The sequence below is a fragment of the Veillonella parvula genome (assembly GCF_036456085.1).
In the GTDB taxonomy this organism is placed as follows: domain Bacteria; phylum Bacillota; class Negativicutes; order Veillonellales; family Veillonellaceae; genus Veillonella; species Veillonella parvula_E.
Genome location: NZ_CP138632.1, coordinates 439,603 through 464,473, shown reverse-complemented (window position 1 = coordinate 464,473; position 24,871 = coordinate 439,603). Strand labels below are relative to the sequence as shown.

Here is a 24,871-nt window from a genome sequence, read left to right as displayed (position 1 = left end):
TATATTGCTTAATGCTAATATATGTTAACACTCATATCAGTCATTTAAGAATTTTTTAAGTAATTCATTTACCATACCAGGATTAGCTCGGCCTTTAGATTCCTTCATAACTTGACCAACTAAGAAGCCTATAGCCTTACCATTACCACTCTTGAAGTCTGCTACTGGTTGTGGATTATTAGCAATAACTTGCTTAACAATTTCTTCAATAGCACCAGTATCTGTGATTTGAACTAGACCTTCCTCTTTTACAATAGTATCAGCATCCTTGCCGGATTCCCACATGGATACGATAACTTTTTTCGCAATTTTGCCGGAAATTGTACCTTTATCGATAAGAGCAATCATACCAGCCAAGTTTTCAGGATTTACCTTGGATTCAGCAAATGTTAAACCGCTTTCATTAATCATCTTGGACAAGTCACCAAGCATCCAGTTAGCCACAGTTTTAGGATCTGCACCTGCTTTTACAGTAGCATCTAAGAAGTCTGCAGTCTTACGAGATACTGTGAGAATTGTAGCATCCTCACGAGACAAGCCATATTCAGATACAAAGCGTTCAATCTTAGCATCTTGTAATTCTGGCAATGCACGACGTACTTCTTCGATTTTTTCATCTGTAATTACGATTGGTACCAAATCTGGTTCTGGGAAGTAACGGTAATCGTTTTCTTCGTCTTTTTTACGCATTCCAAGCGTGATACCTTGTGCATCATCCCAAGTACGTGTTTCTTGATCTACTTTGCCGCCAGCTTCGATTAACTTAGCTTGACGCAAAGCTTCATATTCAACAACTTTTTGAATTGCAGTTAAAGAGTTAACATTTTTAGTTTCTGTACGTGTACCAAATTCTGTAGTGCCACGTAAACGTACGGATACGTTACAGTCACCACGTAAAGAACCTTCTTCCATACGACCGTCAGATACTTCTAAATATTGCAAAATAGAACGTAATTTTTCAACGTATGCTCTCGCTTCTGCACCGGAACGAATATCTGGTTCAGATACGATTTCAAGAAGAGGTACACCCGTACGGTTGTAGTCAACATTAGAAGATTTAGAGTCGGAAATAGTGTTGCCACTATGAACGAGTTTGCCTGCATCTTCTTCCATATGAATACGGGTAATACCAATGCGTTTAGTTTCACCATTAACCTCAATATCTAAATGACCATTCAAGCAAATTGGTAAATCATATTGAGATGTTTGATAGTTTTTAGGCAAATCAGGATAATAGTAGTTTTTACGGTCAAATTTGTTAAAGTTAAGGATTTCACAATTCAATGCTAAACCTACTTTAATAGCAAATTCTACTACTTGTTTATTTAACACAGGCATTGCACCAGGTAAGCCAAGGCACACTGGGCATACATGTGTATTTTGATCACCGCCGAATTCAGTGGTACAACCACAGAAGATTTTAGACTTAGTCTTAAGCTCTGTATGAACCTCTAAACCAACGACTGTTTCGTATTTACTACTCATATAGAAACCTCCCCAGTTGGTGCTACTAATTGACAGTCTGGACGTGCTTGTTCAAATGTGAAAGCGGCACGTAACAATGTTTCTTCACCCATAGCAGGACCGAGCAATTGCAAGCCAATTGGCAAATTGCTGCTGCTCATACCTGCTGGAATGCTAATACCTGGAATACCTGCAAGGTTTGCTGGTACTGTACAGATATCTTCTAAGTACATTGCCAATGGATCATTTGCTTTTTCACCAAATTTATAAGACGTATTAGGTGCAGTTGGTGTTAAGATCAAATCCACTTTGGAGAATGCTTCATCAAATTCATTTTTAATGAGGCGGCGAACTTTTAATGCTTTCAAATAGTAAGCATCGTAGTAACCAGCACTCAATACATATGTACCTAACAAGATACGACGTTGTACTTCTGGACCAAAGCCTTCTGTACGAGTTTTAGTAGACATTTCTACTAAATTATCCGCCGGTACGCGCATACCATAGCTTACACCGTCATAACGAGCCAAGTTAGAGCTTGCCTCTGCTAATGCGATGATATAATACGCCGATAATGCATATTTAGAGTTAGGCAAGGAAACCTCAACGATTTCAGCACCTAATTTTTTATACGTTTCGATGGCCTCTTCCATAGCTTTGCGAACTTCGCTATTAAGACCTTCGCCAAAGAATTCTTTTGGCACACCGATTTTAAGATTTTGTACATCATTTACAAGAGCTGTAGTGTAATCTACGCGAGCCCCTGGAATCGATGTGGAATCTTTTGCATCGTAACCAGAAATAGCATTCAATACCAATGCAGCATCCGTTACATCCCGTGTAACAGGTCCGATTTGATCTAAAGAAGATGCAAAAGCAATAAGGCCGTAACGGGATACATTACCATAGGTTGGTTTTAAACCTACTACGCCACAGAAAGAGGCTGGTTGACGAATGGAGCCACCTGTATCAGAACCGAGAGCCCAAATTGCAGAACCACTAGAAACAGCAGCTGCACTACCACCAGAAGAACCACCCGGCACACAGTCAATATTCCATGGATTAGTCGTTTTTGCTAATGCAGAATTCTCTGTAGAACCACCCATAGCAAATTCATCCATATTAAGTTTACCAAGGCTAATATAATGATTGTCTTGTAATCGCTCGATAACAGACGCATTATATGGAGGCACAAAGTTTTCTAACATTTTAGACGCACAAGTTGCGGGTTCGTCTTTGATACAAATATTATCTTTAATTGCACCAGGAATACCAGCTAGTGGAGAAATCGCTTCACCTTTAGCAATTGCTTCATCTACAACCTTAGCTATAGTTAAAGCACGGTCATGAGAATCGGACAAGTACGCATGCACAGTCGGTTCCACTTTAGCTTTATGAGCAATAACAGCATTCGTCAATTCAACGGCACTGATTTCTTTATTCACAAGTTTTTTATGTAATTCATGAATTGTCGGCACAGCAAAATCTCCTATTCTTGTACAACACGAGGCACTTTAAAGTACCCATCTTCTGCTTCTGGAGCATTGGATAAAGCTAACTCATGATCAAGGGATGGTTTCTTTTCATCCTCTCTAAATACATTGTGTAAAGGTACAGCATGAGCCATTGGTTCAACACCATCTAGTTCTAATGCATCTAGTTCAGCAACATAGGTCAAGATGTCGGACAACTCTTTTTCTACATGTGCCATATGTTCTTCTTTAACTTCCAAACGTGAAAGCAAGGCGATTTTTTTTATTTCCTCTTGGCTGATTTTCATCGGAACACATCCTTTCATAATTACTTATTATAAAGCATAGATGTATTATTTTCAAAGAAATTACTATACCTGTACAGCGACTTTACGTAGGACGGAGCAAGCAGGTATAGCAATTTCTTTTTTACTAATTAATGCTAATAAAACGGGACCCCATCAAAAATTAAATATCTTCTCCGAGTTCTTTTAATAGCTCTACGAACTCTTCTTCGTTTATCACACGAATACCCAATTCATTTGCTTTAGTGAGTTTACTACCACTATCTTCACCAGCTATAACAAGTGTTGTCTTCTTAGAAACGGAACCAGTAACCTTAGCCCCATGAGCTTCAAGGATTTTACCCGCTTCAGTGCGTCCCATCACCTCAAGCTTGCCTGTGAGAACGACGATTTCGCCTTCCAATTGATTGCCTGCAGCTTCTACTACATCTACAGTCATCTTAAGACCTGCTTGGGTTAAGCCTTCAATAATTGCCACATGTGCTGGATCTTGACGATATTCAATAATGCTATCTGCCATTGTGGGACCGATTTCTTCAACCGCAACTAGCTCATCCTTAGTAATAGTCATGAACCGTTCCATAGATTTGACCACATTAGCTATAGTGGTAGCAGCCTTAGAGCCAATTAAACGGATTCCTAAACCATATAAGACTCGATCCAAACCGCGTGATTTAGAATCATTAATAGCCTTCACCAAATTTTCTGCAGATTTTTTACCCATACGCTCCATTGTAACAAGTTGATCCACAGTTAAGTGATATAAATCAACCACATTTGTAATTAACTTGTTATTAATCAAATTTTCTACGATACTAGGACCAAGGCCATCAATATTCATAGCGTCACGAGAGGCAAAGTGAATAATTTGTTCCTTTTCAATGGCAGGACAATGTTTATTCGTACATCGAACTGCCGCTTCTCCTTCACGACGAACTGCAGGAGATTCACATACAGGACATGTATTAGGAATTGTAAAAGGAATTTCAGAACCATTTCGCTTTTCAGGAACAACACGGATAACCTCCGGAATGATTTCCGCCGCCTTGTGAATGATAACGTGGTCCCCAATACGAATATCCTTTTCATCGATAAAATCTTGGTTGTGTAATGTGACTCGGCTTACGTTCGTACCAGATACAAATACGGATTCAAGCTCACCAGTAGGAGTTAGAACCCCTGTGCGACCTACATTAATGGTAATATCTTTAAGGATTGTTTCCACTTCTTCAGGTGGATACTTGTACGCAGTGGCCCATTTAGGATCCTTTGCAGTGCTACCAAGAACCTCTTGATCATCAAAGCTATTTACCTTAATAACCATTCCATCTGTATCATATGGAAGTTCATGGCGCTTATCACCCCAATAATTAATGGCTTCAATTACTTCATCAATTGTTTTACATACACGATAATGAGGATTTACAGAGAACTTAAAGTTCTCTAAGCTCTTAAGCAATTCCTCTTGGCTATGAATATTGGCTCCCACTTCAGAACCTATAGCATATGCGAAAAATGCTAAATTCCGGTTAGCAGTAATAGCTGGGTCTTGTTGGCGTAAGGAACCTGCTGCAGCATTTCGGGGATTTACAAAGGTTGGGAGACCTTCTTCATCACGCTCTTCATTAATACGTTTAAATTCACTATGAGGCATATATGCTTCACCGCGAACTTCAATAAACTCAGGTGCATTATCTAAAAATAATGGAATAGATTTAATGGTACGTACATTAGCTGTTACATCTTCGCCAATGCGACCATCACCACGCGTAACAGCACGGACAAACATACCATTTTCATAATGTAAATTAACCGCTAAGCCATCGATTTTAAGTTCTACCACATACGCAGAAGGCTTATGGCCAAGTTCCTTTTCTACACGATTTCCAAATGCTCGTACTTCATCAGCATTAAATACATTACTAAGGCTTAACATAGGACGTCCATGAACGACCTTTTCAAAGGAGCCTTCCACCTTCATACCAACCCGTTGTGTTGGAGAAGATGGCACAATATATTCAGGATGAGCTGTTTCTAACTCCACAAGCTCACGATATTTTTTATCATATTCAAAGTCGCTCATAGTAGGAGCATCCTTTACGTAGTATAAGTACTGCGCATGAGTGAGTTCCTGTTGCAACTCTTTAATTCTATCTTTCGGATCCATTTTATATCCTTTTTTACAGAAATATAGCTATTTAAATAATTGTATATGTTCCCCATTTATCCATATACATAATTAGGATAATCATCCCTTTTTAACTGGTGCAAATTTTGCCATTACAACGCGCACACCTTGTGTAGGAAACTCAATGGTCAATTTCATACCAGCACCTTCACCAGTTACGTTGATTACTTTGCCATTCCCCCATTTACTATGAATCGCCGTATCGCCCACCTTCCAGTCAGCAATTACTTCATTGCGTACGATTGGCTTCGTCACGGGGCGGCTAGTAACACTCATATGTTGAGGTACATGACGTTTAATATCATCAGGCACTTTACGCTTAGCACGTAAGCCATCTACTAATTCTTCGGGAATTTCATCGATAAATCGAGATGGTAAATAACTACTAGTACGGCCAAATACTGTTCTAGTAGTGGCATTAGAAATATATAATTCCTTTTCAGCACGCGTAATGCCTACATACGCAAGACGACGTTCCTCTTCAATTTCTTCAGGGTTCATCAAGGTACGACTATGAGGAAATAAACCTTCTTCCAAACCACATAAGAATACGATAGGAAATTCTAGACCCTTTGCGGCATGTAATGTCATCAATGTCACCTTAGACTCTTCTTGCTCAAAAGAATCTACATCATTGACAAGCGCGACTTGCTCTAAAAAGTCCTCTACAGTACCAGATGGATTTGTATCTTGGAAGTCTTTTGCCACAGATAAAAGCTCACCAATATTCTCAGCACGAGCTTGATCCTGTGGGTCTGTACTCTCTTCTAATTGTGCCAAATAACCTGTTCTATCTAGAATAGATTCCAAGATATCTAGTACAGTTCGATTCTCCATTTCAGATACAAGAGTAAAGATGAGAATACCAAATTCTTCTAACTTTTCCTTAGTTTTTCCTTTAATAGAATCAATTAAATGTAATTGCGTAAGCGTCATAAATAAAGATGTACCATTCGCACGAGCATATTCTTGTAGCTTAGCAACCGTAGTGGCCCCAATACTCCGTTTAGGAACATTGATAATACGCAACAAGCTCAAATCATCAAAAGGATTATATAATACACGTAGATATGCTAAAACATCTTTAATTTCCTTACGATCATAGAACTTTGTGCCCCCTACCATCGTATAAGGTAAGGCCCGCTTAATGAGTGCTTCCTCAAGGACACGAGACTGGGCATTTGTACGATATAAAATGGCCATATCCCCATATGGAACATCGTGAATATCATGTTTCTTTGCGATTGTGTCACCGATAAAAGCAGCTTCCTCATGTTCAGATTGAGCCGTAAAATGCTGAATTTTCGCACCTTCCGTCTTATCGGTCCAAAGATTTTTCTCTGGACGTCCCTCATTATTATCGATAACAGCATTGGCTGCATCGAGAATAATTTTAGTTGAGCGATAGTTTTGCTCCAATTTTATAGATGTGCAATTAGGATAATCTTTTTCAAAATCTAAGATGTTTTGAATATCTGCACCACGCCAAGCGTAAATACTTTGGTCAGCATCCCCTACGACGGCAATATTCTTCCAATGTGAAGCTAATAATTTCGCCAATAAATATTGTGCATGGTTCGTATCTTGATACTCGTCAATCATAACATAACGGAAACGATGACTATATTTATCAAGAACAGCTGCATTAGACTGTAATAATTTAACGGCTACTAATAAAAGATCATCAAAGTCTAATGCATTATTCTTGCGCAACTCTCGCTCATAATACTCATAAACATCGGCAACCTTTTGTTGGTAAAAGTCTCGCGCTTGTTTTCTAAAATCAGAAGCAAAAAGCAATTGATTCTTAGCATCTGATATGGTGGCTATCATAGCCCCTACTGGATAGTATTTATCATCCAAATTTAATGCTTTCAATGCGGCCTTAATAACAGCTTGAGAATCAGATGTGTCATAGATAGTAAAATTGCTGTTATACCCTAAGAAACTATCGATTTCAAAGCGTAAAAACTTAGCACAAAAACTATGGAATGTACTGAGCCATATACGATTTGCCACATCGCCAACAAGACCTTCTACACGGCTTTTCATTTCTTTCGCCGCTTTATTGGTGAAAGTAATGGCCAATATTTCATAAGGATTAACACCTTGTGCCAATAAATGTGCAATACGAACCGTTAAGACCTTTGTTTTACCAGATCCAGCACCGGCTAAAATCAATAAAGGGCCTTCCGTATGCTGGACAGCTTGTTGTTGTTCTTTATTTAAACCTGTTAATAATGAATTCATCGGAATACACCTATTGCCCTTACATATACAACATAAACTCCAAATATACATAAATAATCTTTAATAAGCTGTGAAACAAGTATGTATAGTTAAAAGCTAAATTGTTATAACTAAATAAACACATCTATAATAGCAATTACAATATACATGCAATATACTTGAAGCCCTATAAATAGAGAAGAAGAACGTTGCGAGCAACGTTCTTTTTTAGTTTGTATACTATTTCATGGCACCAAGAATTGGTGGTACAATTTGTTTTTTACGAGACATAGTATTAGGTAAGAATACACCATTATCCTTTATTTCTTTTTCAAATGCTTTAGTAACTACGGCCTCTACATCTCCACTAAACAACAATGTAGTACTTTCATCGAGAATATTTGTAATCATGATGTAAGATGCATCATAGTTATTAGCATTGCGAAGCGCTTCTAAGGCTTGTACTAGTTCGCCTTGTTTAGCCAATACATCAGTTGTATCCATAACAGAAATTTGACCGATAGAAATAGTCTTACCTGCTTCAGAGAACTCTTTCATGTCTGTACGAACGATATCATCATTAGTTAAATCAGAAATATCTGCTCCCGCTTTCAACATATCTAGCCCATAGGACTCAATATCTACGCCAGCGATTTCAGCTAATTTATGAGCCATTTCTTTATCTGTTTCTGTACATGTTGGAGAACGGAATAATACAGTATCAGAAATGATAGCAGATAACATCAAACCTGCAATGCCTTTAGGAATTTCTTGATTATTCTCCATGTACAATTTAGTAATGATTGTATTGGAGCAACCAACTGGTTCTAAACGCATGAATACAGGTCCATCAGTTTCAAAATCACCAATACGATGATGATCTACAACACCACACATATTCATGGATTTGTAACCATCAATAATTTGTTTGGATTCATTATGGTCTGTTAAATACAAGTTGCCGCCTTCTGGAGCAAATTCTTCCCAGTTCTTAACGATTTGTGGGTGTTCAAAGCCAAAATGATTCAAAATATATGTTGTTTCTTTGTTAGCTTCACCTGCACAGACTGGAGTTGCTGGTGTTCCCATTTGTGTTAGTAAGTTAGCAAAGGAAATAGCAGAACAAATTGAATCCGTATCAGGGCTTTTATGACCTGCTACATATGTTTTTACATCACTCATAATATACCTCTTTTATATTAATTTCATACTTAATATCGACTTACGTCAATCCGATTTTTAACTATATCATTATAACATAAATCATATAAAAAAACACGCCACTACTAAGTAGTGACGTGTTTTTAACATTCTACAAAATATCTAATGTAAATGATTAGTCGTGATTTTTTTTGCGGTTTGTTAACAAACCAGGTCCAAGTGTTTCAATAATGATAAACAACATTGGAATGATAAAGATACCAAACAATGTAGCTGTTGTCATCCCTGCTACTACTGTAACCCCCATGGAAGTACGTGCACCAGAACCAGCACCAGTAGATACTGCCAATGGTAATACACCAAGAATAAATGCAAAGGATGTCATCAAAATTGGACGCAAACGAATTTTTGCAGCTTCGATAGCGGCATCAACCACGTTCATACCACGCTCGTCAACGCGAATCTTAGCATATTCGATAATCAGAATCGCATTTTTTGCAGCCAAGCCAACCAAGGTTAAAAGACCAATTTGCATATAAATATCATTTGCCAAAGAGTATCTGCCTGTAAAGTTCAATAAGAATGGTACTAAAGAAGCACCAATCATACCAGATGGTACGGAGAACAATACGGCAAATGGAACCTTCCAAGACTCATATAAGGCAGCCAAGATTAAGAATACAAAGACAAGGCCTAAACCTAGAATCAACATAGATTGAGAACCGGCTTTTAACTCTTCACGAGATTGCCCTGCCCAATCATATGTATAACCAGCAGGTAATGTTTTAGCGGCGGCCTCTTTTAATGCATTGATAGCATCACCAGAGGAATATCCTCTAGCTTGAGAACCACCAATTTGTACGGCCATCGCATTATCAAAGCGAGTAATGCTAGATGGTGTACCTGTTTGTTCCTTTGTAATATAGTTAGAAACAGGAACCATTTGGCCATTGCTATTTCTAACAGCTAACATATTAAGCTGATCCGCATTTTGACGATATGCGTCTTCCGCTTGGACTACAACCTTATAGTTTTTACCATAAGTAGTAAAGTCGTTAACTTGAATACTACCATAGAACCCTTGCAAAGTGGTAAAGATATCAGCTAATGCTACACCATCTTGAGCCGCTTTTTCACGATTTACATTAAATTGTAATGTCGGCGTAGATGTATCAAAAGTAGTATAAATAGATTGAATTGCTGGGCTCTTACGAGCTTCCGCAATAAATTCATTAGTACGGTCAGCCATAACTTGTGGACTATCGCCAGCTTTGTTAATGATGTACATACTAAAACCACCAGTAGTACCAAGACCTGGAATAGATGGTGGATTCATAGCAATAACTGTTGCTTCAGGTACACCTTGAGCGGCAAAACCAAAGGTTTGACCAACCATTGCATTGATAGAAGTTGCAGCAGTAGTACGATATTTCCAGTCAGACATAGTAGCAAAAATTACACCCGCACTAGACTTTTGACCACCACCTAAGAGGTCAAAACCAGCGACAGTAAATACTTCTTGGAATAATTGTTCGTCCTTAGGTTTTTCAGGATCATTTTTTTCTTCCAAGAAAGATGCAATTTTTTCAAGTGTAGCCATAGTACGTTCCGACGTAGCACCAGGTGGCTCATTAATAGCAATCATGTAGTAACCACTATCTTCAGCTGGTACGAAAGAAGTTGGTAAGAAGTGAAATACTAAGGCTGTACCACCTGCAAAGACTAGCAATGCAATAACAGTTAAACTCAAACGATGGCTTAAACGCGCTAATTGGATGCCATACCAATTACTGAATCGTTCTAGAGCAGCATTAAACTTATTTAATTGGCGATGTAACCAGTCTTCACGCTCTTTAGATATATGTGGTTTCAACATAGTAGCACATAATGCTGGTGTCAACACAAGCGCGATAATAGCTGAAATTACAACGGAAACGGCAATCGTTAATGCGAACTGTTTGTAAAGGATGCCTGTTATACCACCCATGAAAGCAACTGGTACAAATACAGCAGTCAATACAAAGGCAATACCAATTACTGGTCCTTGCACATTTTCCATCGCTTTAATAGCCGCCTCTTTTGGAGGTAAACCATTATATTTTAACTCATATTCAACAGCTTCTACTACGACGATAGCATCATCAACAACAAGGCCGATAGCCAAAACCATGGCAAAAAGCGTCAAAGTGTTAATAGAGAAATCTAATAAAATGAAAGCGCCAAATGTACCAAGCAAAGATACTGGCACAGCAATCATAGGAATGATTGTGGATCGCCAAGATTGTAAGAACACATATACTACAACTAAAACAAGGAGCAATGCCTCTACAAATGTATGCTCAACCTCATTAATAGATGCACTTACGAATTTAGTATTATCTACAACTACGTTATATTGCATATCTGGTGGGAAGGATTTAGATTGCTCATCTAGAACTTTCTTAACATTAGCAATTGTTTCTAATGCATTAGCATCATTTTGTAGGGAAATAGCAAAACCGGCAACCTCTTTATGAGCAGATTTTGCAATGAAGTCATATCCTTCAGCCCCAATTTGAATACGGGAGACATCTTTTAGATGTAACACCTTACCATTAGTGCTTTTAATAGCAATATTACCAAATTGTTCAGGTGTTACGAGACGTCCATCAATTTTGATAGGATATTGGAATGCTTGTTCACCATTTGTAGGATTTTTCCCTACTGTACCTGCTGCGGCTTGTAAGTTTTGACCTTTAATAGCCGCCGTAACTTCAGAGATAGTAACACCAAGTTTTTGCATCTTTGCAGGATCCAACCAAATGCGCATAGAATAATCAGATCCGAACTCCTGTACAGAACCAACACCCTTAATGGATTTGATAGTATCCATCATATAATTGGTACCATAGTTCTTTAAGAATGTTGCATCATATGTGCCATTTGGTGAACTCAAAGAGAATATAAGTGCCATATCACCAGAAGATTTAGTAGTTGTAACACCTACAGCTTGTACTTCTGAAGGCAATTGTGCAAGTGCTGCTTGAACACGGTTTTGCGTATTAACCGCATCCATATCAGCATCTGTACCTTGATTGAACTGAACAGTCAACGAATAGCTACCGTTACTGGAACTATTAGAAGTCATATAGTCCATATCTTGTACGCCTACAATCTGCGTTTCAATAACACTGGCTACCGTATCATTAACAACTTGAGCAGTTGCACCAGTATAGGCAGTATTAACGCGAACTGTAGGTGGAGAAATTTGTGGATATCGAGCTACCGGAAGGTTCATCATGGAGATAAGCCCTACCAACGTAATAACAATGGCTATTACGATGGCAAAGATAGGTCGATTAATAAAGAATTTCGACACGATCTATCCTCCTTTTATTTTGTAGCTTTCAACTGTTCTTTAGTTAGTAGTTTACCATTTACTTTTACGCCATTCTTCACCTTAGTTAAGCCGTCAACGATGATTGTATCACCAGCAGCCAAACCAGATTTAATGATTGTTTCATTACCTTTAGTACCACCAACCTCTACTGTCTTTTGTTCTACTACACCAGCTGCATTTACAACATAAACAAAGTTTTTGTCCATGATTTGTAAAATAGCACGACTTGGTACAAGGATTGCATTTTTAATCTTTTCACCAGGAGAAACAACAGTGGCATACATATTAGGTAATAATAAATGATTAGGATTTGGGAAGGACGCTTTCAATACAAGCTTACCCGTAGATTGATCTAAACTCTTAGCCGCTTGAACGATAGAACCAAGTTCATTATACGTTTCGCCATCAGCAAGTTTTAATTGAATATTTGGACCATTAGAATCATCCGTTGTAGGATTCTTCATGAAGTCGAGATATTCTTGCTCAGTCATACTAAACTCAACAAAGATTGGGTCAATAGAATCGATTGTAACCAATGTAGTAGAGCCAGCCTGAACGTAAGTGCCTGTATCTACGTCATCCATGCGTAATGTACCAGAATATGGTGCATATACCATTGTATCCCCCATGTTATCTTGAGCAATTTTTACAGATGCTTCATACGCTTCATACATAGCCTTAGCTTGCTCTGTAGCACTACGTTGCGTATCTACACGTTGTTGAGCAATCGCATCTTGTGATGCCAAAGTTTCATAACGTTGAAGATCCACTTCTGCATTTTTCAAGTTTGCATTAGCTTGAGCTGCTTGTGCTTCTGCATTGGCAAGACTCGCTTCATATTGACGGGAATCAATTCGATATAGTGGTTGTCCAGCTACTACTTGTTCGCCACCTTTTACAAACTTCTCAACAATATAGCCACTTACACGAGCATGTACAGCTACAGAGTTTTCCGCAACTACAGTACCAGCAAATGTTTGATCAACTTGTGTATCACTTGCTGTAAGTTTATATGTATTAACATTAATCTCACCAGCTTGCTGTTGATTGTTGCCACACCCTGCAATCATCACAGCAGACATTACGAGAGCTGCTAACATACGGGAATAACGATACTTCATTATCTGTACTCCTTTTCAGAAACTAATCATTCATGTCACATAATTACATAAATATCTTTATATATTTTACAGGATTCTATAGATAAAGTCAATTTTTCTGATACCCCTCTACCTTTGTAGAACATAGATAAAATCTAAATGGATTCATATTCATTGTATACAACAAAAGCGATAAAAATTATTGATTGTAAATATTCAAATATGAACACTTATAACTTTAAAAATATAAAGTTATAAAACACTAGTTTACTTTTTTACTTTCAAATAATACCGTATAACCATTATTATCCACTAAAACCGCTTCATTATTGTTGATCGGCACTAAATGTATCTTATCTTGATATGTATCTAATGTTTTCTGAGCAGTCTCTTCAAATGGATACTCCCCTAAATGAGGCACAACATAATGATCAAATACATTTACACCCGTATAATCATCTAATTCAGATACTATACTTTTATCATCCATTATCTGATTATATTCAATATTTTCAGACATAATAATTGCGCCAGCAGATTCACCAATATAAAATAAGCCTTCTTTGATTCTTTCATAAAGTAGGCCTATAAGATTTTTCTTTTTCAGCTCTTGTAATAGATAAAATGTGTTACCACCAAATATACAGATACATTCAGTCTTTGAAAATTTATCCTTTAAATAATCTTTATCATATTTAGAAATATCAATAATTTCCAATTTATATCCTAAAGATTTTAACATCTCAACACCTTCATCAATATATCCAGTATATGGTTCAACATTTCCAGCAGTAGGAATAAAAACTATTTTATTCGAAATCATTTTTGAAAGATACTTTTTTGTTATATTTTTTGTTCCTGCTAAATATGACATAAGTAAAATTTCCATGCTTTATCACCTCAAAGATTCTTTATTTAAATTAATTTAAAAGTTTTATTATTAATATACAAAAAACCGCCTAAGAATCTACCTAGACGGTTTTAAAACCATTTAATCGGCTGTTCTATATCAATTATAGCCGAATAATCACAAATTTATCTGTAAGCGCAGACTTATTTCTTAAAGTGTACGCTTCTATTTTGGTGGAGATGAGGGGAGTCGAACCCCTGTCCAAGAGTGTTGCCATATAGACTTCTCCGAGTATAGTCTATGATTTAAGTCTCAGGTTGCTATCGCTCACAGACAAGCTACACAACCCCAGTTCATATTGTCTCGCCTAATTCATATGAACAACTAAATTAGACCAGCCTACTGTTTGACGTCCATTCACACTTGGTAGGCACAAGTATGAGGGACGTAGCTTATGCAGCTAATGCAAAATTTTCTTCTGCGTTTAAATGTTTTCCCACCGTTTAACGGCCTCATGGAACGCCGACTCGCTATCTATACCACACGCACCCCTGTCGAAACCTTTACATCCCCGTGCGTCGGTTTAATAATTATAAGCCTATTTGGTATTACTGTCAATTGTATGAAACCTTTACAGTTCAGATATATTCACTCTTCTTAGACTACTCGATTTATCTAATATAGACTAATTAACCAATCAATTTAGGATTCTTTTAATACTGTCTTTATTTAGATATATTATCTACTATCATGAGTCTAATTGCTTCAAAGCATTATGCAGTGATTGGCACACATAATCAATTTGTTCTTTATTATGAGCAGCTGTAACGGTTAAACGAATTCTACTTTCACCAACAGGAACTGTAGGCGGACGTATCGCTGTACCTATAATTCCAGCATTGTATAAATAATTTGATACTGTTAGAGTATCCTCATTACTACCGATAAGTATTGGGAAAATTGGAGTATCATTCGTAGCATATATTCCTATAGAATTTAAGCAATCTGCCATATAGTTCACAGTATTTTGTAGTCGCCTTAAAACAGATGTATCAGACTCAAGAACATATAATGCAGCCAGGGCTGCCCCTATGTCAGCAGGAGATAATGCAGTGGAGAATATAAAGCTACGACTCATATTCACAAGATAATCAATGATGGTGCTATTAGCAGCTACATAGCCGCCAACAGAACCTAACGATTTGCTCAATGTACCTAGCTGAATATCCACTTCTTTTTCAAGACCATAATAAGCAGCCGTTCCATGACCGCTACCAATGGTACCCGTCGCATGAGCATCGTCTACCATAAGTAAAGCATTATACTCACGGCTAAGCTCGTAGAGCTTATCCAATGGAGCTATATCGCCATCCATGCTAAATACACCATCTGTGACAATTAGCTTTCTTGTATTTCGTTCTACTTCTTTCAATAAATACTTTAATTCGTCTACATCACAATGGTTATAAGCCTTTACAGATCCTCTACTCAGTCTACAACCATCTATAATACTAGCATGATTTAAAGCATCGCTAAAAATAATAGTATTCTTATCTGCTATGGCAGAAATGGTTCCTACATTTGCCATGTAACCCGTATTAAATACGAGGGCTTTTTCTGTATTCTTAAATTTTGCTAGTTCTCTTTCAAGATCTGTAAACAAGGGAAATGTACCGGATACTAGACGCGATCCACCTGATCCAGTACCATATTGTTGAGCCCCTTTAATGGCCCCTTCTATTACACGTTCATCAAAAGTAAGCCCTAAATAGTTATTTGATGCCATCATCAAATATTCTTTATCATCTCTTCTAACCCGTACTGCGTCTATAGGGCAATATTCCGTTAATGTGCGCAAATTTAGGTTATTGATTTTATTATCTAATTGCTCTTGGAAGAATTTATACATACAATCACCGCTGAACAAGTACTGGTGCTTTTTCCAAATACTTGATTACACAGTCCACATCAGTATTTGTTTTAACAAAAAATACACGCCCTCCTAGATTAGATCCAAATTCTTTCATGCTAGGAATTCGATGGTAAATATCATTGCAAGCCACATAGCCTACTGTGTAATCAGGATCATCAGACCAACATAATTCACCTACAATCCCTTCAGCAGATTGTACTTTAGAGGCCAATACTAAGGCCTCTCTCATATGTTCATTATCCCCTAGTTTTTCAGAATCAAAGGAGTCCATATGACTCACGCGAACACCACGGTTACCAGAATCTATGCGCTCACCAGAAATTGCGTCAACCAACATAGCACCTCGCATAGATGAATCTAAACCTTCTAATAGATAAATAGCATGTTTAACAGCAGTTTCACTAATATCAGCGCCCTGTAAAAGTTCAACAGCTAATTGATGCGCCTCAGCAACAGTATTAGCAAAATGTTCATTTACTTTTAAGCATTCTATATATGTAATTGTTTCTGAAGGAATCAAGTCCACTGTAATATTGATAAAATCAGCTGTCCCCTTACTATGATGTAGTGCTCGTTCGGCTAAAGACTGAGCGATAGCTCCAACTTGATTTAAGGTCACAATGCGTTCTGCGCCAGAAATATGGTGGCCCCCGTTTTCATGGGGACCACCTTGAGCCGCGCGCATACGCACACTATATAATTCGTCCATTATGATACCTTACCTTTAACTACATTACTTTGAGGTACTTGGTTGTGAATTTTATGGAATACTTTCACAAATACTGGTGCCATAATTACTGTAAAGATCATACCTGGAACTGCGAGAGCTATCATCGGTAATGCAGCCTTACCAACGTATAAAGACAAGGATAATCGCGCTAAAGCAGATGCAATTGGACCAGAAACCATAATACCTATCATGTGATTATGGCAAATCCAAAGGATTAGTCCCACAATGAGCCGGAATTGCATAGCAATCATAACATTTAAAATAGTTTGAGTACCTAATGCTAAGCCTATTAGACTAGATAAACAACCACTTATAATATACTTTTTAAATCCGAATACGGCACATATCGCTACCGCCAACGGGGCTGATAGTTGAAACTCTATACCTGGAATGACATTAGGTATTTTAATAGCCCCTAATACAGTAATCATGGCAGTTAAAATAGCAACCTCTGTAATGTACCGAATGTTCTGATTCATAATATATCTCCTCTACTTAGAAAATGTCAACTACAAACACCTCTTATTGTTTACATTATAAATTCTCACTGTATTTTTATCAACCACTAAAAATAATATAGTTAACAAATATATAAAAAAAGAACCAAGCCATATCGACTTGATTCCTTATGACTCTTAATATTTTTGTTGTTCTTTGATTCGCTTAGCAATATCGCGCTTGGCATCACGTTCCGCCATATCTTGACGCTTGTCATAAAGTTTCTTACCAGTTACTAGACCTACAGTAACCTTTACATAACCGTGACTGAAATGAAAGTTTAGCGGCACTAAAGAAAATCCTTTTTCCTTAACTTGAGCATGTAACTTATTGATTTCAGATTTATGCATCAACAACTTGCGTGTCCGCTCCGGTTCATGGTTAAAACGATTACCTTGTTCATACGGACTGATATGTACACCATACAATAAAATTTCCCCTTTATCTATACGACAAAAGCTGTCCTTAAGATTAAGCTTACCTTGACGAATAGACTTTATTTCAGTTCCTGTTAAAGCAATACCAGCTTCATAGGTTTCATGAATATGAAAATCATGACGCGCCTTACGATTGTCAGCAATAAGCGATGGGCTAGATTTCTTTGCCATATTCTCCTCTATCGTTTACGTTTACTTTTAGATTTTTTAGATTGACTACGTTTTGTAGCTTTATTTGACTTCTTGCGACTCGATTTACCTTTTTTAGATTTTTTACTGAAAGCATCATATCTAGAACGCCCAGCTTTTGAATCATCTCGTTTAGAAGTTTTTCTACCGTTTTTTCGGGATGACTTTCGCCCCTTTAGATTTCCAAAACCATCACGACTAGTAGCATGGTCAGAGCCACTACTCAATTGTTCTTGGATAGCCATCAGATTATCTACTTCACCAAGAACAAAATCGATTTGTTTCTTTTCTACATCGGCTTTTACAAGTGTAACAGTAACCTTTTCACCTAAGTGATAGGTTTTACCTGTCCGCTTACCAACAAGAACAAAATGTTCTTCGTCAAAGAAATAATAATCGTCGTTCATCATGCTAATATGCACGAGACCGTCGATACCATTCTCTAACTCTACGAACATGCCAAAGGAGGTTATGCTCGCAATAGTGCCTTCAAAAACTTCACCTACAAATGGAACCATGTATTGAGTCTTCTTTAGATCCGTAGTTTCTCGTTCTGCCTCGGTTGCCACTTGTTCTTGTATGGAAGAATGTTCCACAGCACCAGCTAAGAAAGCTTCATCTACATCTCGTTTAGAGTATCCACCCTTCCAGTGCATATCCGCTTTTAAAAGTCGATGTACCATCAAATCCGGATAACGTCTAATGGGAGATGTAAAATGCGTATAGCAAGTGGATGCTAACCCAAAATGGCCGACGTTTTCAATGCTATATTTCGCTTGCTGCATAGAACGTAAGGTCATAATTTGAGCCACTTGCTCGATATCTTGTCCCTTCACTACATCAAGGATTTTTTGGAAATCTCGTGGTGTTACACCATCAGCACTAAGGACAAGAGTTTGACCTAAATAATGTAATACCTTTTGGAATAAATCCAATTTTTCTTCACTAGGATGTTCATGAATACGATATACCGATGTACGTTGAGTATCCTTTAAATGCGTAGCTACCGTCTCATTAGCAATGAGCATACATTCTTCGATAAGCCGCTCTGCCATAGTTCGATCGCGTTTTACGATACGCAACGGTGTACCATCGAGATCAAGTAATACCTTATATTCCGAAAAATCAAAGTCTAATGCCCCTCTACGACGACGCATACGATTTAAAATCTTAGAAATTTCTGCTAAGTCACGAAGCATAGGAATAAAATCTACTAAATCGTCAGGAACAATATTTTCCTCTAACGCTTTATAAACTTCTTTATAGCTGCAACGACGTCCTACATGGATAATAGACGGACGAATACGATAATTAACAACTGTACCTGAATCATCAATTTCCATCATACACGTCATAGCATAGCGATCTTCATGGGCATTTAAACTACAAATACCATTCGATAATACCTCTGGTAACATTGGTACTACGCGGTCCACTAAGTAAACTGAAGTCCCCCGCTTGTATGCTTCATTATCAATAGGCTGGCCTGAAGTAACATAATGACTAACATCCGCAATGTGTACGCCTAGTTCATAATTACCATTTGGTAATTTACGACCACTTACAGCATCGTCAAGATCTTTTGCATCTTCTCCATCGATAGTTACCATTTGTAAGTCTCTAAGATCCCACCGCTTCGGATCTTCATGAACAATAGTATCTATCTTCTCACTTGCCTCAATTACCTCTTTAGGGAATGCAAAAGGAATCTTATGATTAGCCATAATACAGTTAATGTCTAGGCCTACATCCCCCTTATAGCCTAAAATTTCTGTTATAATTCCTTCAGGTTTTTTATTGCCTTCAGGCCATTTTGTAATTTTTACTAGTACCTTAGCTCCACTCCGAGCATCTAAAGTATCTTTTAAATCTACAAAAATATCTGTTCCAATACGTTCATCATCTGGTACAACAAAGCCGAAGTGTTGTTGTCTGTCGTAAGTACCAACTATGGTTTCATTAGCACGCTCAATAACATCAACGATGATGCCTTCACGTTTATGCTTTGTATAATCTGATGGTACAATACGAACACGTACCTTATCATTATGCATAGTAGTTCCTTTATTTTGTTCTGCTACATAAATATCTTCATCATTTAGCATAATAACAAATCCATAAGATTTACGATATCCTTTGTAGATACCTTCATATTCTTCATGCTGTTGATCTTCATATCGGTATACATCTGGTCGAGATGAAGTTAATACGCCTTCACGGGCGAGCATTTTCGCAGATCGAATAAACATTTCAAGATCTTTGCCACCTCGAATACGATTATCCATTGCTGCATCCTCAATATGGTATGCATGTGGTTGTATAGATTTATAAAAGTCCAATACCTTCTTCTTCAAATCTGCACCCCCTTATTAGGATGAAAAAAGAAAAAGCCTGCAAAGCAGGCTTTCATCATTAGAATTGATTAATCATTGCCCCTAACACTAAGCTCAACACAGCAAAGATAATCCCCAATATAATCGTACATTTAGATAAGAAAGCATCTAAACCGCGTTGCTTACCACCAAAAGAAGAGTCTGCCGCACCAGAAACAGCACCGCCCATGCCTGCATTTTTGCTATTTTGTGCAACAACTACTACAATTAATAAAATAGATACGATTACTTCTACAATCATTAAGAAATTTGTCACGACTGTCATCCTTCCTGTGATGCTCGATGCGAGCCCAATACACGATGTTCTAAATACTTCTCTAATTTACGTTTTACCCTTTGTAGCGCATTATCAATAGATTTAACACTACGATCTGTGACCTCAGCCATTTCTTGATAGGAACGTCCATCAAGGTATCCTTCCAAGACTTCCCATTCGAGATCACTTAAAATATGACCAATATTGCGCTCAATATCATCTAGTTCCTCTTGACTGATAATGAGGTCTTCAGGATTTGTAATCTTTGTTGAAGATAGCATTTCAATCAATGTACGCTCAGAGTCCTCTGTATACACCGGTTTATTTAAGGATATATAGGAGTTCAAAGGCGCATGTTTTTGTCTTGTAGCCGATTTAATAGCTGTAATAATTTGTCTAGTTATACAAAGTTCCGCAAAGGCTCTAAAAGACGCTAATTTATCATGTTTAAAATCTCGCGTCGCCTTATAGAGTCCAATCATCCCTTCTTGGATGATATCCTCTCGGTCGGCACCTACCAAAAAATAGGAGCGAGCCTTAGCTCTTACAAAGTTCTTATATTTATTAACAATATAATCGATTGCAAACTCATTTTGCTCTTCCTGAGCTATGACCACAACTTGCTCATCGGTCATTTCCTTGAAATTGTAATCGGACTTGCGTGTATGAATCATTTTCATAAGCTCCTCCTTACAATTGAGCGAGAAAAACCAATATATTTATTATACTGGAACGGTATATGATTTTCAACTATCAATGACCTCGACGCAATTTCTCGAGCTTTTCAGCAACTTCAGGAGATAATAAACCTCCCACTTCATTACGACGCACTGAGAATTGATCACGTCTATGTTCATGAGCATATTGAAGTCGTTCTTCTTCCTTAGCAATACGAATCATATTTTGCAACTCACGAGCAGGAATGCGCAACCCGCCAGAGCCTAGAATTTGATTCTGTTCTGCCCCATCGGAGGTTACAACATATACATTAGTATATTTGCCTTTACGTAAAAATACCTCTCGTTCAATAAAGGAATCCGCCGTTTCTCCATCCTCAGTATACACTTCGATAAATCCACTTGTAATAGATTCAATGGAACCTCCAGATTTTGTATACTTACCATCAAATACAAGGATTACTTCGTAACCCTTAAATTTACCATAGTTCAACAATCTATCTCGAAGCTCCATTCTCGCATGTTCTAAAGACTCATGAGCCAATTTTTTCAAATGAGTCCAAGCAAAAATAACATTATAGCCGTCTACAATTAAAATATCTTTTAGCATGATTATTTCGCCTGGCGTTGACGTACCGCCTCATACATAAGAACTGCAGCTGCAACAGATGCATTCAAAGAATTCAAATTTCCATACATAGGAATTGTTACAAGGAAATCACAAGCTTCTTTTACAACGCGACTAATCCCCTTACCTTCATTACCAATGACTATAACCGTAGGAATTGTCATATCTGCTTCATACAAGGTACGATCACCTTCCATATGAGCCCCCATTACCCAAAATCCTTGTTTTTGAAGTTGTTTAATGGTTTGCACTACATTGCCAATTTGTACAAGTGGAATTTGTTCAATAGCTCCAGCAGATGTCTTTGCAACAGTAGCATTAATAGGCGCATTATGTCGTTTAGGAATGAGTACAGCCGTAGCTCCCGCACATTCAGCAGTACGAATGATAGCTCCCATATTATGTGGGTCTTCAACCCCATCCGTTAAGATGAGTAAAGGAACCTCATGTGTCGTTTCTTGTAATACCTCTCCCAATTCTTTAAATTGAACGGCCGATACAAGAGCTATAACCCCTTGATGTGGTACCTCCAAATCGTACTTATTCATCTGTTTAACTGGTGTAGGTCTAACTTCAATTCCTTGAGATTTAGCAAGGCCTACAATATCAGCTAACCCTGTTTTTACCTTATCTTCACTGACCAGAATACGTTGAATAGAACGGCCACTTTTAAGGGCTTCTTTAACCGCATTGCGACCTACAATATAATTATCCATACTACATACCTCGTAGAGTTATAGAAAAGGCTTGCCCCAAGATATGCTGTAAGCGGTCTTCTTGGCGCGTTTCATAAAGAAATCCTAGTACTGCTTCAAAGGCCGTACTACTGCGATATTCTTGAACAGTACTACTTTTAGGCACGTTTACATTACTATTTCTAGCACGGCGTGCAATAGCTTGTTCCTCTTCTGTGAAAGCATCTTCTATTTCTAGCAATACTTTCGCCTGTGATTTAGCACAAATAAATTCAGTAACAATTGTATGCAATACCTGTACCTTTGTGATATTCATTTGCACTACTCGTTCGCGTACATACATGGAGTATACTGCATCGCCGATATAAGCTAGCATAACTGCATCAGCACTTAGGCACTCTTCTATAGTCCGATTACGCAAACGAAGCGGCTCTTCTTCAAGAGCCGTCAGTTTTTTTATCGCTTCATTCTTTAAGAATTGAAATTGTTTAAACTTCACGTTTTTTCCACCGTGCACCTTGAGGGGAGTCCTCAATAGTAATACCAATCTCAGCTAATCGATCGCGAATACAATCAGCTAATGCCCATTGCTTTTGGTCCCGACAAGCTTGACGTACAGAAAGAATAACTTGCATTAATTCTTCGTATTCAGCAGCATTAGCACCCGTATTGCCTTCCCAAGCTTTTTCAAGAACACCAATAACATCTGTCATAAATTTGAAGATTCGTTTCACTTCAGCAATTGCCTCTTGGCAAACAACGCCTTCTCTACTTGTTACAGCTTGATAGTAGATATTAATTTCTTTTGCAAGACCGAACATACTAGAAGTTGCTAGAGCAGTGTTGAAATCATCACTCATAGCATCCTCAAATTCTTCTTCGTATGCTTTCGCTTTTTCTAATAAGCGTTGAGCTTCATCACATGAGCCTGGCTCACATTTTTCAAGGTAAAGAAGGTTTTCAATAGCTGTGCTTAACCGTTCCAAAGATTTATTAGCTTCTTCTAGACGCTCATCAGAGAAATCTAATGGGCTACGGTAATGCGTGCTCAATAAGAAATAACGCAATGCATCAGGACTATATTGTTCTAAAATATCTTTTACCAAGAAGAAATTATTCAAGGACTTAGACATTTTTTCAGAGTTAATAGTGATAAAACCATTGTGCAACCAGTAGCGCACTGCTGGATGTTGACCAGAGCAACCTTCTGATTGAGCAATTTCATTTTCATGATGAGGGAAAATCAAATCGCTACCACCACCGTGGAAGTCAAATTCTGTGCCTAAATATTTTTGGCTCATAGCAGAACATTCAATGTGCCAGCCTGGACGACCATTCCCCCATGGGCTTTCCCAATAAGGTTCACCAGGTTTTGCTGCTTTCCACAAAGCAAAGTCCATAGGATTCTTCTTACGACCATCTACTTCAATACGTGCGCCTGCCTCCATATCGTCTAATGTACGACCAGATAACTCACCGTAATGTTCAAATTTCTCCACACTATAATATACATCGCCATCGAGTTCATAGGCGTAGCCCTTGTCAATCAATGTTTTAATCATAGCAATGATATCATCAATATGCGTAGATACACGTGGATACATATCAGCCCGTTGTACACCTAATGCATCCATTACTTCAAAATAACTATCGATATAACGATTTGCAATGGTATCCCAAGAGACGCCTTCACCATTAGAAGTATTGATGATTTTATCATCCACATCAGTAAAGTTTTGTACATAGGTTACTTTATAGCCTACATGTTTCATATAGCGACGAATTACGTCCCAAGTCACAAAAGGACGAGCATTGCCAATATGAGGATGATTGTATGGTGTGACACCACATACGTACATTTTTGCCTCACCTGGTGTTACAGGATTAAAAACCTCTTTTTGGCGCGTCATAGTATTATAAACAGTAATTTCTCTCATCGTTACCGATGCCTCCAATTTTGTAAAATAAAAAAGACCTCTCATCTCATACAGAGACGATGGTCCGCGGTTCCACTCTGTTAGGTACCAATAGCGATACCCACTCATCGCATAACGGTGCGTCGCCGGACAAACCTACCTATAATCGGAGTGTCAGCTCGTGAATGCATTTCATCTACCTATCCATGAACCCTCCCACCATCGGTTCTCGCTAAAAAGTTAGTTGTAGAGTACTTCTTTCAGTCTCAGCTATTATTATATAATCTATATTTATATATAAAAATATTTTACCAATAAAGCTATAGAATGTCAATATTTACAAGAAAAATCCCCATCTTTCATAGGCAGCT

At 37.8% G+C, this 24,871-nt stretch carries 20 protein-coding genes, 1 other RNA gene and 1 other annotated feature; all 21 genes read right to left on the bottom strand.

The features are described from left to right. Positions 1–36: 36 nt before the first annotated feature. The gene (gene gatB / locus PK1910_RS02245; protein ID WP_331299319.1) at positions 37–1,485 is read right to left on the bottom strand and encodes an Asp-tRNA(Asn)/Glu-tRNA(Gln) amidotransferase subunit GatB; all 1,449 of its coding nucleotides are present in this window, start codon (positions 1,483–1,485) and stop codon (positions 37–39) included. After that, on the bottom strand, positions 1,482–2,942 hold the full coding sequence (gene gatA, locus PK1910_RS02240; protein WP_173014528.1) for an Asp-tRNA(Asn)/Glu-tRNA(Gln) amidotransferase subunit GatA: 1,461 nt from the start codon (positions 2,940–2,942) through the stop codon (positions 1,482–1,484). The genes gatB and gatA overlap by 4 nt, the downstream gene beginning before the upstream one ends. Before the next feature lie 11 nt (positions 2,943–2,953). Continuing rightward, entirely contained in the window at positions 2,954–3,244 is a 291-nt protein-coding gene (gatC, locus tag PK1910_RS02235; RefSeq protein ID WP_004695967.1) for an Asp-tRNA(Asn)/Glu-tRNA(Gln) amidotransferase subunit GatC, read from the bottom strand. Between the two features lie 160 nt (positions 3,245–3,404). Further along, positions 3,405–5,408: an NAD-dependent DNA ligase LigA gene (gene ligA / locus PK1910_RS02230; RefSeq protein ID WP_287511162.1), complete on the bottom strand. Its 2,004-nt coding sequence runs from the start codon at positions 5,406–5,408 to the stop codon at positions 3,405–3,407. Positions 5,409–5,489: 81 nt separating this feature from the next. Then, positions 5,490–7,679, bottom strand: a complete 2,190-nt coding sequence (gene pcrA / locus PK1910_RS02225) for a DNA helicase PcrA (protein ID WP_287511160.1) — start codon at positions 7,677–7,679, stop codon at positions 5,490–5,492. Between the two features lie 219 nt (positions 7,680–7,898). After that, positions 7,899–8,840 (bottom strand): manganese-dependent inorganic pyrophosphatase, encoded by a 942-nt coding sequence (locus PK1910_RS02220; RefSeq protein WP_128114073.1) that lies wholly within the window; start codon positions 8,838–8,840, stop codon positions 7,899–7,901. Between the two features lie 154 nt (positions 8,841–8,994). Further along, positions 8,995–12,177 (bottom strand): efflux RND transporter permease subunit, encoded by a 3,183-nt coding sequence (locus tag PK1910_RS02215; RefSeq protein WP_287511158.1) that lies wholly within the window; start codon positions 12,175–12,177, stop codon positions 8,995–8,997. 14 nt (positions 12,178–12,191) lie between these two features. Beyond that, on the bottom strand, positions 12,192–13,319 hold the full coding sequence (locus PK1910_RS02210; RefSeq protein ID WP_281782961.1) for an efflux RND transporter periplasmic adaptor subunit: 1,128 nt from the start codon (positions 13,317–13,319) through the stop codon (positions 12,192–12,194). Positions 13,320–13,560: 241 nt separating this feature from the next. After that, on the bottom strand, positions 13,561–14,187 hold the full coding sequence (locus PK1910_RS02205; RefSeq protein WP_287511156.1) for a Type 1 glutamine amidotransferase-like domain-containing protein: 627 nt from the start codon (positions 14,185–14,187) through the stop codon (positions 13,561–13,563). Positions 14,188–14,379: 192 nt separating this feature from the next. Continuing rightward, positions 14,380–14,721, bottom strand: a transfer-messenger RNA (tmRNA) gene (ssrA, locus tag PK1910_RS02200). Positions 14,722–14,896: 175 nt separating this feature from the next. Continuing rightward, positions 14,897–16,057: an 8-amino-7-oxononanoate synthase gene (gene bioF, locus PK1910_RS02195; protein WP_287511154.1), complete on the bottom strand. Its 1,161-nt coding sequence runs from the start codon at positions 16,055–16,057 to the stop codon at positions 14,897–14,899. A 4-nt stretch (positions 16,058–16,061) separates the two neighbouring features. Next, complete coding sequence (locus PK1910_RS02190; protein WP_101928322.1) at positions 16,062–16,790, bottom strand: 6-carboxyhexanoate--CoA ligase; 729 nt, start codon at positions 16,788–16,790, stop codon at positions 16,062–16,064. Further along, positions 16,790–17,290: a hypothetical protein gene (locus PK1910_RS02185; RefSeq protein ID WP_101928323.1), complete on the bottom strand. Its 501-nt coding sequence runs from the start codon at positions 17,288–17,290 to the stop codon at positions 16,790–16,792. Before PK1910_RS02185 ends, PK1910_RS02190 begins: the two co-directional genes overlap by 1 nt. A 156-nt stretch (positions 17,291–17,446) precedes the next feature. After that, on the bottom strand, positions 17,447–17,917 hold the full coding sequence (gene smpB / locus PK1910_RS02180; RefSeq protein ID WP_004695987.1) for an SsrA-binding protein SmpB: 471 nt from the start codon (positions 17,915–17,917) through the stop codon (positions 17,447–17,449). Between the two features lie 8 nt (positions 17,918–17,925). Next, positions 17,926–20,289: a ribonuclease R gene (rnr, locus tag PK1910_RS02175; protein ID WP_123137911.1), complete on the bottom strand. Its 2,364-nt coding sequence runs from the start codon at positions 20,287–20,289 to the stop codon at positions 17,926–17,928. 58 nt (positions 20,290–20,347) lie between these two features. Further along, positions 20,348–20,584 carry a preprotein translocase subunit SecG gene (gene secG, locus PK1910_RS02170; protein ID WP_004695991.1) on the bottom strand — a complete coding sequence of 79 codons (237 nt, stop codon included), beginning with the start codon at positions 20,582–20,584 and terminating at the stop codon, positions 20,348–20,350. A 5-nt stretch (positions 20,585–20,589) separates the two neighbouring features. Continuing rightward, a complete protein-coding gene (gene sigH, locus PK1910_RS02165; protein ID WP_119563007.1) occupies positions 20,590–21,264 on the bottom strand; it encodes an RNA polymerase sporulation sigma factor SigH in 675 nt (224 codons plus the stop codon). A gap of 73 nt (positions 21,265–21,337) precedes the next feature. After that, complete coding sequence (locus PK1910_RS02160; protein WP_004695995.1) at positions 21,338–21,871, bottom strand: NYN domain-containing protein; 534 nt, start codon at positions 21,869–21,871, stop codon at positions 21,338–21,340. Between the two features lie 2 nt (positions 21,872–21,873). Then, on the bottom strand, positions 21,874–22,605 hold the full coding sequence (rlmB, locus tag PK1910_RS02155; protein ID WP_024061847.1) for a 23S rRNA (guanosine(2251)-2'-O)-methyltransferase RlmB: 732 nt from the start codon (positions 22,603–22,605) through the stop codon (positions 21,874–21,876). Position 22,606: 1 nt separating this feature from the next. Beyond that, entirely contained in the window at positions 22,607–23,083 is a 477-nt protein-coding gene (locus PK1910_RS02150; RefSeq protein ID WP_123137910.1) for a Mini-ribonuclease 3, read from the bottom strand. After that, positions 23,073–24,521, bottom strand: coding sequence for a cysteine--tRNA ligase (gene cysS / locus PK1910_RS02145; RefSeq protein ID WP_123137909.1), 1,449 nt, complete (start codon positions 24,519–24,521; stop codon positions 23,073–23,075). The genes PK1910_RS02150 and cysS overlap by 11 nt, the downstream gene beginning before the upstream one ends. 49 nt (positions 24,522–24,570) lie before the next feature. Then, positions 24,571–24,777 (bottom strand) — a binding site (T-box leader). Between the last annotated feature and the right edge of the window lie 94 nt (positions 24,778–24,871).